Origin of the sequence: Streptomyces axinellae, assembly GCF_039532135.1 — a bacterium.
GTDB lineage: Bacteria > Actinomycetota > Actinomycetes > Streptomycetales > Streptomycetaceae > Streptomyces > Streptomyces axinellae.
Window position 1 is genome coordinate 153882 of sequence record NZ_BAAARJ010000011.1, and the last position, 15014, is coordinate 168895.

At 67.7% G+C, this 15014-nt stretch carries 12 protein-coding genes and 1 tRNA gene; 12 read left to right on the forward strand and 1 reads right to left on the reverse strand.

Annotation, left to right across the window (positions count from 1 at the left end; all coding sequences use genetic code 11):
• Positions 1–4 precede the first annotated feature (4 nt).
• The 6 genes from ABD339_RS18110 to ABD339_RS18135 all read left to right on the forward strand — a co-directional run bounded on the left by ABD339_RS18110 (position 5) and on the right by ABD339_RS18135 (position 5195).
• Positions 5–80 (forward strand) — tRNA-Gln (locus ABD339_RS18110).
• A 148-nt stretch (positions 81–228) separates the two neighbouring features.
• Positions 229–1710: a bifunctional UDP-N-acetylglucosamine diphosphorylase/glucosamine-1-phosphate N-acetyltransferase GlmU gene (gene glmU / locus ABD339_RS18115; RefSeq protein ID WP_344567277.1), complete on the forward strand. Its 1482-nt coding sequence runs from the start codon at positions 229–231 to the stop codon at positions 1708–1710.
• Between the two features lie 123 nt (positions 1711–1833).
• Positions 1834–2811 (forward strand): ribose-phosphate diphosphokinase, encoded by a 978-nt coding sequence (locus tag ABD339_RS18120; protein WP_344567279.1) that lies wholly within the window; start codon positions 1834–1836, stop codon positions 2809–2811.
• Positions 2812–3078: 267 nt separating this feature from the next.
• Positions 3079–3684 (forward strand): 50S ribosomal protein L25/general stress protein Ctc, encoded by a 606-nt coding sequence (locus ABD339_RS18125; protein ID WP_344567281.1) that lies wholly within the window; start codon positions 3079–3081, stop codon positions 3682–3684.
• 166 nt (positions 3685–3850) lie between these two features.
• Positions 3851–4471 carry an aminoacyl-tRNA hydrolase gene (pth, locus tag ABD339_RS18130; protein WP_344567283.1) on the forward strand — a complete coding sequence of 207 codons (621 nt, stop codon included), beginning with the start codon at positions 3851–3853 and terminating at the stop codon, positions 4469–4471.
• A gap of 208 nt (positions 4472–4679) precedes the next feature.
• Positions 4680–5195: a hypothetical protein gene (locus tag ABD339_RS18135; RefSeq protein ID WP_344567285.1), complete on the forward strand. Its 516-nt coding sequence runs from the start codon at positions 4680–4682 to the stop codon at positions 5193–5195.
• A 50-nt stretch (positions 5196–5245) separates the two neighbouring features.
• Here ABD339_RS18135 and ppc read toward each other — a convergent pair whose 3' ends face one another.
• On the reverse strand, positions 5246–7933 hold the full coding sequence (gene ppc / locus ABD339_RS18140) for a phosphoenolpyruvate carboxylase (RefSeq protein ID WP_344567479.1): 2688 nt from the start codon (positions 7931–7933) through the stop codon (positions 5246–5248).
• A gap of 566 nt (positions 7934–8499) precedes the next feature.
• Here ppc and ABD339_RS18145 point away from each other — a divergent pair.
• The 6 genes from ABD339_RS18145 (at position 8500) to ABD339_RS18170 (ending at position 14987) form a co-directional block, all read left to right on the forward strand.
• A complete protein-coding gene (locus tag ABD339_RS18145; RefSeq protein ID WP_344567287.1) occupies positions 8500–9636 on the forward strand; it encodes an acyl-CoA desaturase in 1137 nt (378 codons plus the stop codon).
• 121 nt (positions 9637–9757) lie between these two features.
• The gene (locus ABD339_RS18150) at positions 9758–10444 is read left to right on the forward strand and encodes a TetR/AcrR family transcriptional regulator (RefSeq protein ID WP_344567289.1); all 687 of its coding nucleotides are present in this window, start codon (positions 9758–9760) and stop codon (positions 10442–10444) included.
• Between the two features lie 323 nt (positions 10445–10767).
• Positions 10768–11310 (forward strand): Uma2 family endonuclease, encoded by a 543-nt coding sequence (locus tag ABD339_RS18155; RefSeq protein WP_344567291.1) that lies wholly within the window; start codon positions 10768–10770, stop codon positions 11308–11310.
• A 336-nt stretch (positions 11311–11646) separates the two neighbouring features.
• Positions 11647–12108: a hypothetical protein gene (locus tag ABD339_RS18160; protein ID WP_344567293.1), complete on the forward strand. Its 462-nt coding sequence runs from the start codon at positions 11647–11649 to the stop codon at positions 12106–12108.
• Complete coding sequence (locus tag ABD339_RS18165) at positions 12098–14362, forward strand: chorismate mutase family protein (RefSeq protein ID WP_344567295.1); 2265 nt, start codon at positions 12098–12100, stop codon at positions 14360–14362. Before ABD339_RS18160 ends, ABD339_RS18165 begins: the two co-directional genes overlap by 11 nt.
• Positions 14363–14468: 106 nt before the next feature.
• Positions 14469–14987 carry a hypothetical protein gene (locus ABD339_RS18170; protein ID WP_344567297.1) on the forward strand — a complete coding sequence of 173 codons (519 nt, stop codon included), beginning with the start codon at positions 14469–14471 and terminating at the stop codon, positions 14985–14987.
• Positions 14988–15014: the final 27 nt, after the last annotated feature.

The window sequence follows — 15014 nt, forward strand, 5'->3', positions numbered from 1 at the left end:
CCGATCCCCTGTGGTGTAATCAGGCAGCACCCTGAGTTTTGGTCTCAGTAGTCAAGGTTCGAATCCTTGCGGGGGAGCCACAGCGCGGCGTCCGCGTCGTCCCGCGTCGTGCGGCGTTGATCCGCCTCCGGGCCCTGACCTCAGGTCAGGGCCCGTCCTCGTTCCCGGAGCGGGACCCCCCGGTATTCTGCGGGGCAGCACCCACCCCCGAAGCCGAAGGGCACACCCGTGAGCGCCAATCGCCCGGCAGCCGTCGTCGTTCTCGCAGCGGGTGAGGGCACCCGTATGAAGTCGGCGACTCCCAAGGTCCTGCACGAGATCTGCGGAAGGTCGCTGGTCGGCCATGTGGTCAGCGCGGCGCGGGTGCTGGATCCCGAGCATCTGGTCGTGGTCGTCGGCCATGCGCGCGAGCAGGTGACGGCGCACCTGTCCGAGACGGGCGCGGATGCTGTCACCGCCGTGCAGCACGAGCAGAACGGCACGGGCCACGCCGTGCGGATCGCGCTGGAGGAGCTGGCCGGAGCCGGTGTGACGGTGGCGGGGACGGTGCTGGTCACTTGTGGTGATACCCCGCTGTTGACCGGTGCGACGCTGCGGCGGCTGGCCGATGTCCATGCCGCGGACGGCAATGCCGTGACGGTACTGAGCGCCGAGGTTCCGGATGCGACGGGCTACGGGCGCATCGTGCGGGAGCTGGATGGCGGTGCGGTCACCGGGATCGTGGAGCACAAGGACGCGACCGAGGCGCAGCGGGCGATCCGGGAGATCAATTCGGGGGTGTTCGCGTTCGACGGCCGGCTGCTGAGCGAGGCGCTGGGGAAGGTCCGTACGGACAACAGTCAGGGGGAGGAGTACCTCACCGATGTGCTCGGCATTCTGCGGGAGGCGGGGCACCGGGTGGGGGCCGCGGTGGCGGATGATCACCGGGAGATCGTGGGGATCAACAACCGGGTGCAGCTCGCTCAGGCGCGGCGGATGCTGAATGGCCGCCTGGTGGAGGACGCCATGCTGGCGGGGGTGACGGTGGTGGATCCGGCGACGACGTGGATGGATGTGTCGGTGACGTACGAGCCGGACGCGGTGGTGCATCCGGGGACGCAGTTGCTGGGTGCGACGCGGCTGGGCGCGGGGTGTGAGGTGGGTCCGAACTCGCGGCTGACGGATACGGCTGTGGGTGCGGGCGCGGTGGTGAGCAATGCGGTGGCGCAGGGTGCGGAGATCGGTGCGGGTGCGTCGGTGGGGCCGTACACGTATCTGCGGCCGGGGACGCGGCTGGGTGGCGGGGTGAAGGCCGGCAGCTTTGTGGAGATGAAGAACGCGCAGGTGGGTGAGGGGACGAAGGTGCCGCATCTGTCGTATGTGGGGGATGCGGAGATCGGTGAGCACAGCAACATCGGTGCGGCGAGTGTGTTTGTGAATTACGACGGGCAGCACAAGCACCGTACGACGGTCGGCTCGCATTGCCGTACCGGTGCGGACAACATGTTCGTGGCGCCGGTCACGGTGGGGGACGGGGCGTATACGGCGGCGGGTTCGGTGATCACGAAGGATGTGCCGGCGGGTTCGCTGGCGGTGGCGCGGGGGCAGCAGCGCAATATCGCGGGCTGGGTGGCGCGCAAGCGGCCGGGGAGTGCCGCGGCGGTGGCGGCGGAGGCGGCCGGTGAGGGGGGCGCGGAGGATACCGGAGAGGGCCCGGCTTCGGAGGGCTGACCGGGTATCGGGCTGTATGGCGCGAGGCGTACGGTTGGGGTGAGCCGGTTTGGCCATGCGGCCGAAAACCGACGAGCCGCCGACGAGCCGCTGTGCGGCGCACCACACAGGGAGACAACAGCAGTGACCGGGATCAAGACGACCGGCGAGAAGAAGCTCATGCTCTTCTCCGGCCGCGCCCACCCTGAACTCGCCGAAGAGGTCGCCAAGCAGCTCGGTATCGGCGTGGTCCCGACCAAGGTTTTCGACTTTGCCAACGGCGAGATCTACGTCCGTTTCCAGGAGTCGGCGCGCGGTGCCGACTGCTTTTTGATGCAGAGCCATACGGCTCCGATCAATAAGTGGGTCATGGAGCAGCTCATCATGATCGATGCGCTGAAGCGGGCTTCGGCGCGGAGTATCACGGTGATCGTGCCGTTCTATGGTTATGCGCGGCAGGACAAGAAGCACCGTGGCCGTGAGCCGATTTCGGCGCGGCTGATGGCGGACATGTTCAAGACGGCGGGTGCGGATCGCATTCTTACGGTGGATCTGCACACCGATCAGATTCAGGGTTTCTTCGACGGTCCGGTGGACCATCTTTTCGCGCTGCCGCTGCTGGCGGATTACGTGGGCGCGAAGGTGGACCGGGACAAGCTGACGATCGTCTCACCGGACGCGGGCCGGGTGCGGGTGGCGGATCGTTGGGCGGACCGGCTGGGTGCGCCGCTGGCGATCGTGCACAAGCGCCGGGATCCGGATGTGGCGAATCAGGTGACGGTGCACGAGGTCGTCGGTGAGGTCAAGGGCCGGGTGTGTGTGCTGGTCGATGACATGATCGATACGGGTGGCACGATTTGTGCGGCTGCTGACGCGCTGTTCGCGAATGGTGCGGCGGATGTGATCGTGACGGCGACACACGGGGTGCTTTCGGGTCCGGCTGCCGACCGGCTGAAGAATTCCAAGGTGAGTGAGTTCGTGTTCACGAATACGCTGCCGACGCCGGGTGAGCTGGAACTGGACAAGATCACGGTGTTGTCGATGGCGCCGACGATCGCCCGTGCGGTGCGTGAGGTGTTCGAGGACGGCTCGGTGACGAGTCTCTTCGACGAGCAGGCGTAGCAGCGGGCCCGTCGCGCGGTCTCCGTGCGGAGCGTGTCCGGGTGGCTCGTTGCCCTGGCGCCGCGGGGGCTTCGGGTGTCCTGGGTGATCGATTTTTGGCCGGCCTCTTTTGCCGCGTAGACTCTGCGAGTCGCTCGGCGAGGGAGGCCGGTCCGCTGTGTTGTGGCGGTCGGGCTCCGTTATCGACGCGCGCTCTTCGTAGCAGGTCCGTCGGGACCGAGTGGCATCGCTGGTTTCTGTTCCACTTTCGATGACGAGGAGCGCAGCATGGCTGACGTGAATGTTTCCGCCACGGTTCGCAGCGAGTTCGGCAAGGGCGCGGCCCGTCGGCTCCGCCGCGAGGAGAAGGTTCCCGCGGTGATCTACGGTCACGGCGCCGAGCCGGTCCACGTGGCGCTGCCGAGCTACGACATGATGATGGCTCTCAAGAACTCGAACGTCCTGATTCACCTGGACGTCGAGGGCAAGAAGGAGCTGGTGATCCCGAAGGCTGTCCAGCGTGAGGCGATCCGTGGCTTCCTGGTCCACATCGACCTGCTGACGGTCAAGCGTGGCGAGAAGGTGCAGGTCGAGGTCCCGATTCACATCGAGGGTGAGCTGGCGCCGGGGCAGCACCTGCTGGAGCACGTGTACAACGCGCTGCCGGTCGAGGCCGAGGCGACGCACATCCCGGAGTCGGTGACCGTGTCCATCGAGGGTCTGTCCGCGGGCGACTCGGTCGAGGCGAAGGACATCGAGCTGCCGCGTGGCACGTCGCTGGCCATCGAGGGTGACGAGACGGTCATCCAGGTGCTGGCGGCGCAGGCGGAGGAGCCCGCGGCGGAGGGTGCCGAGGGTGAGGGCGAAGGCGCCGAGGCGGCTTCGGCGGAGTAGTCTCCGTTTCTCTTTTCGCATGACGCGCCGGGGCTTTTCGCGTGGCGCGGCAGTGGTTTTCGCGTGAGGCGCCGGGCAGGGCGGGTTCCGGCCTCCCCGGCGTTCGTGGACCGGCTGCTCCCGGGTGGGGGCCCGGGTGGATTCCTGACGACCGGAGGACTTCAGCATGTCGGCCAGCGCCAACGGGAGCACCAGTGCCGGTGGGAGCGGCCCTTGGCTCATCGCGGGGCTCGGTAATCCGGGGCCCGGTTATGCCGGTAACCGGCACAACGTCGGTTTCATGGTGGCCGATCTGCTGGCTTCTCGTATGGGGGCCGGCTTCAAGTCCCATAAGGCGGCCCGTGCTCAGGTGCTCGAGGGCCGGGTGGGGACGCCGGGGGTGGACAGTACGCGGGTGGTGCTGGCGAAGCCGATGTCCTTCATGAATGTGTCCGGCGGTCCGGTCAAGGCGCTGCTGGATTTCTACGGGGTTCCGGTGGAGCGGCTGGTCGTGGTGCACGACGAGTTGGATATTGATTACGGCACGCTGCGGCTGAAGTCCGGCGGTGGCGACAATGGCCACAACGGGCTGAAGGCGATCACGAAGGCGCTGGGTCCCGGCTATTTCCGGGTGCGTTTCGGCGTGGGCCGTCCGCCGGGCCGTATGCAGGTGGCGGACTACGTGTTGAAGGACTTTTCGTCGGTGGAGCGGAAAGAGCTGGACTACTTCGTGGACCGTGCGGCGGACGCCTGTGAGTCGCTGGTCACGGAGGGCCTGGAGCGGGCGCAGAGCGCGTACAACAGCTGATCGGGCGCGGGCCCGTGCGGCCCTCGCCTTTGTCGCCTGCTCCTCCTGGTGCCCGCTGCGCCGTGTCGGTCTCGTGGGTCTTGGCGGTCGTCAGGAAGTCGAGCCGGGCGGCCGACGCCGGAAGACGTGGTTCCGATAGTGGCCCAAGCAGGCACAAGTCACTCGGCCGGCCTTGACCGGTTACCGACAAGTGGCCAGGATCTCCGCCATGTCTTCACGAGTCGGCCAGCGCACGGTCAAACGCAACCGCCTGCGGCGGTTCGGTGAGAGCGCCTACGGGATGCTGCTGCTGGCGCGGGCCGGGCTGGTGGCGCTGTTCGCGCTGGTGCTCGTGGTGGCCGGGGTGTGGACGTCGTGGGGCACCTCGGCCACCGCCCTGGCGGGGGACGAACGCGGCACCGTCACCGTCGAGAAGTGCGCGGACGGCAAGTGCACCGGGACGTTCCTGAACGAGCAGGTGTCGAAGCCGGAGAAGGTGACCGTCTCGGAGTTCGTCTCCGGCGGTGCGGGCGCGACGCTGGATGTCGCCGTGAAGCCCGGCACGGATCATGTCGTGCGGACCGGGCCGGCCGGGATTCTGTACGCGTGGGTGCCGCTGGGAGGTGCGCTGCTGCTGGCCTCGCTGGTGATCGCGGGCGGGCTGCGGATGCGGCGTACGGCGCTGGCGGCCGGGCTGTGCGGGGCGCTGGTCATGGGTGGGGCCTGGGCGCTGCTCACGTTCTGAGCGGCGCCCAGGCCCCACATCCGGACCCGTGGGCCGGTGGCCCTGCGGGCTCAGCCGGTGTTGCGCAGGCCGGCGGCGACTCCGTTGACCGTCAGCAGCAGGGCGCGGCCGAGGTTCTCGTCGGGCTCCTGGCCCTCTGTGGCGGCCTGGCGCTGCCGGTGGAGGAGGGAGACCTGGAGGTAGGAGAGGGGGTCGAGGTAGGCGTCACGGATCTTGAGCGTCTGCTTGAGGACGGGGTTGGCCTCCAGCAGTTCGCTCTCGCCTGTTATGCGCAGCACCTCTTCGACGGTGAGGGCGTGTTCGGCCTCGATGGTGGCGAAGACGTGCCGCAGCTCGTCGGGGACGAGGGTGTCCACGTAGTGGCGCGCGATGCGCAAGTCGGTCTTGGCCAGCGTCATCTCGACGTTGGAGAGGAAGTTGCGGAAGAAGTGCCAGTGGGTCTGGGCCTCTTCGAGCACACTGTCGAGCCCGGCCTCGCGGGCGGCCTTGAGGCCGGTGCCGACGCCGAACCAGCCGGGGACGATCTGCCGGGACTGGGTCCAGCCGAACACCCAGGGGATGGCGCGCAGCCCGTCCAGGCCCGCTCCGGTGTCGGGGCGGCGGGAGGGGCGGGAGCCGAGGTGGAGTTCGGCGAGCTGGTCGACGGGGGTGGAGGCGAAGAAGTAGGCGGGCAGGTCCGGGTCCTCGACCAGCCGCCGGTACGCCTGGTGGGCCGCGTCGGAGACGGTGTCCATGGCGGCGTCCCAGCGGGCGAGCGCCTCGTCGGACTGGCGCGGCGCGGTGTGCAGGGCGCTGGCCTGGAGGGTGGCGGAGACCGTCAGCTCCAGGTTCTCCCGGGCGAGGGAGGGGACGAGGTACTTGTCGGAGATGACCTCGCCCTGCTCGGTGACCTTGATCTCGCCCTCCAGGGTGCCCCAGGGCTGGGCGAGGATCGCGTCGTGGGTGGGGCCGCCGCCCCGGCCGACGGTGCCGCCCCGGCCGTGGAAGAGGCGCAGCCGCACGCCGTGCCGGTGGGCGACGTCGCGCAGGCGGCGCTGGGCGCGGTGGATCTCCCACTGGCTGGTGGTGATGCCGCCGAACTTGGAGGAGTCGCTGTAGCCGAGCATGACCTCCTGGAGGTCGCCGCGCAGCGAGACCAGCTTGCGGTAGGAGGGGTCGGAGAGCATCGCGTCGAGGAGTTCGTCGGCGATCTTCAGCTCGTCGGTGGTCTCCAGCAGCGGGACGATGCCGATCTTGGCCCAGCCGCCGTGCAGGTCGATGAGCCCGGCCTCGCGGGCGAGGACGGCGGCGGCGAACACATCGTCGGCGCCCTGGCACATGGAGATGATGTAGGACTCGATGACCTCGGGCCCGAAGGTCTCCAGCGCCTTGCGGACCGTCGCGAAGACGCCGAGAGTCTTGGCGCCGGCCGCGTCCAGCGGCGCCGGGCGGGGGGAGAGCGGGCGGCGCGAGCGCAGTTCCTTGGTGAGGAGGCGCTGGCGGTACTCGCGGGGCATGTCGGCGTAGCGCCAGGACTCTTCGCCGAGCCGGTCGAAGAGCTGGCCGAGCGCGTGGTGGTGGGCCTCGGCGTGCTCGCGGACGTCCATGGTGGCGAGCTGGAGGCCGAAGGCGGCGACGGTGCGCAAGGCGCGCTCCACGCGGCCGTCGGCGACGAGGCCGCCGCGGTGTTCGCGCAGGGACTGCTGGATGAGGGCGAGATCGTCGAGGAGTTCGCCGGTGCCGAGGTAGTCCCAGCCGTCGGCGTGGGGGATGTTCTCGGCGAGGCGGGTGCGGGTGTTGAGGAGCTTCTGCCGGATGCAGGTGGCCTTGAGCCGGTAGGGCTCTTCCGCGTTCAGCCGCTTGTAGCGGGGGCTGATCTCGGGGAGCCGGGCGAGGTCTCTTTCGAGTGAGTCCAGGAGGGGCTGGGTGGCGCCGCAGTTGCGGATGGAGTTGGAGAGGGCGCCGCGCAGCTCGTCCACGTGTGCGAGGGCGTCGGTGATGCCGTGTTCGTGCTGGAGGATCAGCACGTCCCAGGTGACCTGGGGGGTGACGTTGGGGTTGCCGTCGCGGTCACCGCCGATCCAGGTGCCGAAGCTGAGCGGCCGTGAGCCGGGGGGCAACGGGGCCCCGGCGCGCTCCAGTTCGGCGGCGAGGTCTTCGAGGACGTCTCCGACGGCGCCGCGGTGCAGCTCGTCCAGGTAGTAGATCGCGTTACGGGCCTCGTCGGCGGGCTCGGGACGGGCCACGCGCAGCTCGTCGGTCTGCCAGATGAGGTCCACGTTCTCGGCCAGCCGCAGGTCGGTGCGGCGGCGCTCGGCACCGCCGGGCTGGGAGTCGGCCTCCTCCAGCAGCTCGGCGATCTTGCGCAGCTTGGTCAGCACGGAGCGGCGGGCCGCCTCGGTGGGGTGCGCGGTGAAGACGGGGCGCACGGAGAGGTTGCGGGCGGTCTCGGCGAGGTGCCCCGGGTCGGCGTCCTTGAGCATGTCGGCCGTACGGGAGAGGTTGCTGCCCTCTCCCGCGCGCCGGGCGCGCAGCTCGCGGCCCCGGTGGACCTGCTCGGTGACGTTGGCCAGGTGGAAGTAGGTGGAGAAGGCACGCACCAGCTTGGTCGCGGTCTCCAGGTCCGTCCTGCCCAGGAGGGCTGCCGCCGCTTCGCCGTCGCTGCGGGTCAGGGCGCGTACGCGTTCGACGAGGTCGAGGAGTTCGGCGCCTTCCTGGCGTACCAGCGTCTCGCCGAGCAGGTCACCGAGCCTGCGGATGTCCGCGCGGAGCGCGGAGGAAGCGTCGGCGTCGGCCGGGGCCTCGGCGGCGGTCCCGGCCCCGGCCCCGGCCGCCTCGGCGGCGAGGTCCGGCCGGTGCTGCTGGTTGCTGTCGGCTCTGCTCACAGGTGCGGCTCCCTTGCGGCTTTGCTTCTGGGCAGGTGGCGGACCGCGCTGTCCGACGTGACAAGGATAGGTCGGCGCTTCCGTGGTACAGCACGCAGTCCGGTGGGTGGGCACTCCGGCGCGGCAGGGACGCCCGCACGCGCGGTGGCGGGGCGGCCGAAGGCCCACCGGTTTCACAACGGAACAGGCCGGGGCGGACGGACCCGGCTCGAAAAACGTCACCGGTCAAACCGGTGACGAAAAGGAACGGAGGGAGCGCCCGAACGATGGCCACGCCCCACCGGGCCCCCGGACCGGGGGTTCGCCGAACGGACCAATGGCCCGGCGGAGGGCCCCCGGCACATGCCGTTCCCCTCTTGTCCCGCGCCGGACGGCTGCCATACTTACGATGCCGTAGGTTACGGAACCGTAGCCAAGCCGAGTTCCAATGAGGGACCTTTATGACCACTAGCCCCGACGTTGTCGACACTTCGCCGAAGGCTGACGCTTCTGCCCGCACGGCAGCGGGCGCGGAATCCCCCGCCACCTCCGACGCTGTCACACCACTCCCCTCCGCGACGCTGGGTGGCGAGAAGCGGCGGTCGGTGGAGCAGATCGCCCTGCTGCTGTTCATCATCGTCCCGTTCATCGGTCTGGTGGCCGCGGTGCCGCTGGCCTGGGGCTGGGGGGTGAGCTGGCTGGATCTGGGGCTGTTGGTCGTGATGTATTACATCGGCTGCCACGGCATCACGATCGGCTTCCACCGCTACTTCACACACGGCTCCTTCAAGGCGAAGCGGCCGTTGCGGATCGCGCTGGCGATCATGGGTTCGATGGCCGTCGAGGGCCCGCTGGTGCGCTGGGTGGCCGACCACCGCAAGCACCACAAGTTCTCCGACGCCGAGGGTGACCCGCACTCCCCGTGGCGCTACGGGGAGACGCTCCCGGCCCTGATGAAGGGCCTGTGGTGGGCGCACATGGCGTGGATGTTCGACGAGGAGCAGACGCCGCAGCACAAGTACGCACCGGACCTGATCAAGGACCCCGCGCTGCGTGCCATCTCGCGCCAGTTCGTGCTGTGGACGGTCATCTCGCTGATGATCCCGCCGCTGGTCGGCGGGCTGGCCACCTGGTCGTGGCAGGGCGCGGCGACCGCCTTCTTCTGGGGCTCGCTCGTCCGTGTCGCGCTGCTGCACCACGTCACGTGGTCGATCAACTCCATCTGCCACGCGGTCGGCAAGCGCCCCTTCAAGTCGCGGGACCGCTCGGGCAACGTGTGGTGGCTGGCCGTCCTCTCGTGCGGCGAGTCCTGGCACAACCTGCACCACGCGGACCCGACCTGCGCGCGGCACGGAGTGCAGCGCGGGCAGATCGACTCCAGCGCCCGGATCATCCGCTGGTTCGAGCTGGCCGGCTGGGCGTACGACGTGCGCTGGCCCAAGCAGGACCGGCTCGCCACACGCCGCAACGAGGACGGCGGAAAGCGCCGGAACAAGAGCAAGGACGCGGGCCGGGGCGCGGCCTCGGAAGCGGGAGATGTGGCCGGGGCCGGTGCGCAGACCGGCCGCCGCGAGGAGCGGACAGCCGAGGCGGCATGATGCTGTCCTGATGATGTTGACGACCCGGAGGACGTCCCCCGGGCCCCAACAACCCTCCGGGCCCCGGCAAGCCCTCGGGCCCCGACGAGGCAGCCACACAACAGGGAAGGCCCCACACTCCGTGCCCACCGACGAGACTCCGGCCGCGTTCGGCGGAGCGACGCCGTCCGGTCCCAGCAGCCCCAAGAAGCGCGCCCGTCGCCGGATGACCGGCAAGGAGCGCCGCGAGCAGCTGCTGGACATCGGCCGCACGCTCTTCGCCGAACGCGGCTTCGAGGGCACCTCGGTGGAGGAGATCGCCCACAAGGCCGGGGTCTCCAAGCCCGTGGTCTACGAACACTTCGGCGGCAAAGAGGGCCTGTACGCGGTGGTGGTCGACCGGGAAATGCGGCGCCTGCTGGACATGGTCACCGGCGCGCTGACCGGCGGCCACCCCCGCGAACTCCTGGAGCAGGCCGCGTTCGCGCTGCTCGACTACATCGAGCAGTACACCGACGGCTTCCGCATCCTGGTGCGGGACTCCCCGCTCCCCCAGTCCACCGGCACCTTCGCCTCGCTGATCTCGGACATCGCCACCCAGGTGGAGGACATCCTCGGCCGCGAGTTCAAATCCCGCGGCTTCGACACGAAGCTCTCCCCTCTCTATGCCCAGGCGCTGGTCGGCATGGTCGCGCTCACCGGCCAGTGGTGGCTGAACGTCCGCAAGCCGAAGAAGTCCGAGGTGGCGGCCCACCTGGTCAACCTCGCCTGGCACGGCCTGGACGGGCTGGAGCAGAAGCCGCGCCTGATAGGTCACAGGCGCAGCTGAACCGGCCCGGTGGCCGCCCGGCCGCCGTCCGCCGTCCGCCGTCCGCCGTCCGCCCTGGACCTGACCCGCTCGGGAGGGCATCGGCCCGGTCTGGTCGCCGACCTCCACGCTTTTGTGACGCGTTGTTCGATGCCGCCCGTTCCGGGCGTCACCCGCTGTGCTGACTCCCGTGAATTCCGGTCGGTACCGTGGAACCGCGAGCAGAGAATCCCGCCCATGGGGGGAACTATGACCGCCGAACCCCTCGCTCAGCCCGAACCGGACCCCAGCCGGGTTCGGAACCCGGCTGCCGCTGGCCGGTGCCGCCCCAGGACGGATACACCGTGGACGACCTGACCACGCTGCCCGACCTCCCGCCGCACACAGAGCTGATCGACGGGAGCCTGGTTTTCGTGAGTCCACAGCGGCGCTTCCACGCGAGGATGATTGATGTCCTCGTGCGCGGTGTGGGGGCCACGCTCCCCCACACCATGGATGTCGAACGCGAAATGACCGTTCTCCTGGACAGGCGCAACGCTCCCGAGCCGGATGTCCTGGTCGTCCGCGCGGATTCGACCGCGGATCTCGACATGGAACAGACCCGGTTCATGGCAAGTGACGTGCTGCTCGCTGTCGAGGTCGTCTCCCCCGACTCCGAGGCTCGGGCCCGGCACACAAAACCCCGCAAGTACGCCGCAGCCGGTATTCCGAACTTCTGGCTGGTGGAAATGGCGGGCGCCGACAGCCACCCCGTGGTCCGCGTCTACGAACTGGACCCGGTGTCAGGAACCCATGCCGTCACCGGCATCCACCATGGCCAACTCAAGGTCAGCGTGCCCTTCACCATCGACATCGACGTGAGCAAGGAAGCGCTCAGGAACCGCTGAGCCCAGCCTCAGCCTGCACCTGAGCCCTCAGCCGACGCCGTCCGGCGCCTCTCTTGAACGACCGGCGCGGCCCCAACAAGGAACGCCGTCGGCGCCCGGCCCCATGCCCCATGCCCCATGCCCCATTGGGCACCCTCCGCTGGAGGACGGCGCGAAACCCATGCCTCACAGTGATCACATCACTACAATCGCATGGCGGCAGGGCAGCTACGCACGGGCAGGGGCCTCAAGCGACCCATTCCCGTCACGACAGGTCACTCGACGGGCACACGGGGGGCTGTCCAGCCGCCGTGCGCGGGTCGGCCGTGCATGCGCGAACGGAGAAAGCGGGGGGACGTGTCGTTCGACCAGGAGTGGGCGCAGCTCAAGAAAGAGGGAGAAACCGGCAGCTCACCAGCTATGCGGCTAGCCGGCTACTCTGCCGGGGACCACCCCGACCGGGCCGGGGCCCGCGCGGATCTCGCCGTTCATCAAGATGACCTCGGGGCGGTCGGGAACGCGGCCTACGACCTCTACCAGGACATGGAACGGGTCGGCGGCCACGCACGAAAGAGCACCGTCACCGCCGCAGGCTCCCTCCCAGGGGAACTTGAGCTGGGCTCGGCCCTGAAGCACGTGGCCAAACGGTGGGCGAAACAGTGCCGTTCGCTCCAGGACGCCTGCGCCCACATCTCGAACCACCTCGATTACTCGGGGAAGGCGCACGGCAAGGACGAGGCGTACATCTCCGGCACGTTGAGCAAGATCAGCACCCTCGACAAGGGCTTCGACGAGCGAGGGCGGCCTCATGGATCCTGAAACCCTGCTCGGGTTGGGCAAGTTGAAGGCCCTCGACGAGGCCGTCGAGGACTGGAAGTGGATGCGGGACGAGCTCAAGAAACTCAAGTCCAGCGCCGAGGACGACTTACAGGCGAAAGCGAAGAAAGCTCACTGGCGTGGTGAGAACGCCGGCATCACACGCGAGTTCGTCACGAAGACCGTCCTGGAGTTCGTGGACGCGCACGGGCAGGCCAGCACGATCCACAACATCCTCAAGGACACCCGCGCGGAACTGCTCGGCTACAAGGAAGACCTTGAGGAAGTCCTTCGCAGGGCGAAGAAGGACGACATCTATCTCGTGAAATCGAGCGAGAAGAGCTTTCAACTGGACTCGGTCGTCACGCCCATGGTCAAGCCGCCCGACCAGGCGTTGCTGGACGGCTACGCGGCGGAGATCCGGGGGATCCTCAGCAAGGCCACCGAGTCCGACCGGTCGGCGGCCGACACGCTGCGATTCCTCGCCGACCAGGCGAAATTCGGATTCTCCAACGCCAGGTACAAGAACCGGGACGAGGCAGCCGAGGCGCTGCACGCCGCCGACGAGGCGGCCAAGCTGGCCAAGCTGAGTCCGGCGGACAGAAGCCCGACCCAACTGGCCCGCCTGAACAGCCTCGCGGAGAAGTACCACAAAGACCCCCTCTTCGCAGAGCGCTTCGCCACCAAAGTGGGCCCGGAGGACACGCTCAAACTGTGGGCGGGCGTCGCCAATCCGCAAAGCGGGGACATGAGCCCCAAGCAGGTGGCGATGGCGAAAAAATTCCAGAAGAACCTGAGCCTCACGCTGGCCTCGGCCACCCAGTCGGACAGCCCGAAGATGCAGCACTGGGAGAAAGAGATGATCGGCCTCGGCTCCCGGCCGGCGGGCGAACCGGCCCCGCACTCCCGGAACTTCCAGATCATGAGCAACCTCATGCGCTTCGGCGACTACGACCGGAAGTTCTTGAACGAGTACGGCGAACGGCTGATCGCCTTCGACAAGAAGAACGCGAAGGCGGAGAGCATCCGCGCCTGGACGGACCCGACGAACTCGGACAACTTCAACTTCTGGGGGAAGGACGACCACGGCAAGGACCCCATGACGGGGTTCCTCGAAGGTCTCGGCCACAACCCGGAAGCTTCCACCGAATTCTTCAAGAAGCCAGCCGGAAGCGAGGGCCCGGTACATCACCAGTCCGAGCTGAACGAGCACCTCAAGTACCTCGTGAAGGACCGCGAGTGGGAACCGGAAAACCTGCCGACCGGCGACGACAAAAAGATCCCGGGCCACAACGCCCTGGGCCACGCCCTTGAGGCCGCCACGATCGGCTACGCACATGACGATCCGGCTCTTTCCGGTAAGGACGCGGACGTCTTCAAGGAGGGCGGCGACCGGCGCACGGCGGCGACCGCCGGTGTCATGGAGCAGGTCGTGGCGCTCTACGGCGGCAAGGACGGCCCCCAGCTTCTCCACGATCAGCCGGGCATGGCCGACAGCCTGGGGAAAATGGGCGGGGCGTATGTGGATGACATCAATCGCTCGCTGACTCGGAGCGACAACGACTTTCCCTCCCCTTATCCCGGTCACGCACGATTCGGAAACCAAGGGGCCATTGATTTCCTCAGCGTGCTCGGGCAGAACGAAACCTCGCACGGTTACATGACTTCAGCTGAGCATATTTACACCCTCAACGCACTGGATGCAAAGCCCGCTACCAGCGACGAAAATTATCAGCACGGCAAGGACGCCATGGTCGCCGAGGCCCGAGCGCGGGGAATCTTGGACCATTCACGGGTGGGACAGGCAGAAGCCACTTTCGAAGCTGGCACGGAAGAGGCCAACAGTTCCATCGGGCGTTCCGCGGAGTGGGGGAAGTATGCGATCGGAACCGGCATCAGCGCGGGTGTCGCTCTCATCCCCGTGCCAGGCTCGACGGGCGCAGCTCTCACCGTTGCTCCTATTGCTGCAGACGCAGGGGGAGAACTTCTCAATACCTTTCTCGGCCAACAGATCGATCAAGCCACAGAGGACGGCGAGAAGGATCCTGCAGAAGATACTCAGATGACCTCTCGGGAGCTTTACAGGAAGGGTGAGCAAGGGCTCTATGCTACCCACGATCAGTACCTTGCTGGGCACCATGCGGCGCGAGACCAGGCAGACAGGGACGACCTCCAGGAAGACCTGCGAAATGCCTACATCGGGTCAGGCTCGAACACAAACCAATATCGCGGGCGTCCAGCTGTCCCGAATGATTAGCACGTCTGACAAGCGGGTCGGCGGAACAGGAATCTTTACCTGCTTACTCCTCACAACCCTGGCAGTCAGCAGTTGTGGCGGCGCAGACGAAAATAAGGGCCGGGGGGTGTCAGCAGCGCAAGTGTGCGACTCCACGCTGGACTCTTCCGCTCAATCCGCCCTTCGAAAAATAACGCGTCGAGAAAAATTCGAGGAGCCTCATCGTTTCAACGTTTCCCGTGCGGTCGAATCGCTGAGGAAGTCCAAGAGAACTGATGACTGCACAATTTTTCCGACTGAAGACGGTGACACACCCGACATTCAAGTCAATTTCGACGTACGCGATGAAGTCCCTGACTGGGAAAAGGAGGGCGCTCGCAACGGGGAAACATTTTACGATGCCGGCGCCCTCACTCGGGCGACAAAAAACGGGGTTGACATCTTCTTCACCTGCCACACTGCTGACCAAAAGGGCGGCAGTGGAGTCGTGAAGGGAGACCTCTGGTCACCCGCCGCCACGACGAAAGAGGACCATTATCGCCTGGTTACCATACTCAACTCGATCTCGCGCAGCCTGGCCGGCGAACTGGGATGCGGCTCGGAAACTCGACTCCACAAACGGGTACCACAACAGGCGCACGGATGAGTCTCAGGCCATAATGCGGCGAGTGGC

Excerpts from the sequence above, each read along its gene's own strand:
- ABD339_RS18125 (WP_344567281.1), top strand. The coding sequence starts at position 3,079 with ATGGCTGACGTGAATGTTTCCGCCACGGTTCGCAGCGAGTTCGGCAAG.
- pth (WP_344567283.1), top strand. The coding sequence starts at position 3,851 with ATGTCGGCCAGCGCCAACGGGAGCACCAGTGCCGGTGGGAGCGGCCCT.
- ABD339_RS18135 (WP_344567285.1), top strand. The coding sequence starts at position 4,680 with ATGTCTTCACGAGTCGGCCAGCGCACGGTCAAACGCAACCGCCTGCGG.
- ABD339_RS18145 (WP_344567287.1), top strand. The coding sequence starts at position 8,500 with ATGACCACTAGCCCCGACGTTGTCGACACTTCGCCGAAGGCTGACGCT.
- ABD339_RS18165 (WP_344567295.1), top strand. The coding sequence starts at position 12,098 with ATGGATCCTGAAACCCTGCTCGGGTTGGGCAAGTTGAAGGCCCTCGAC.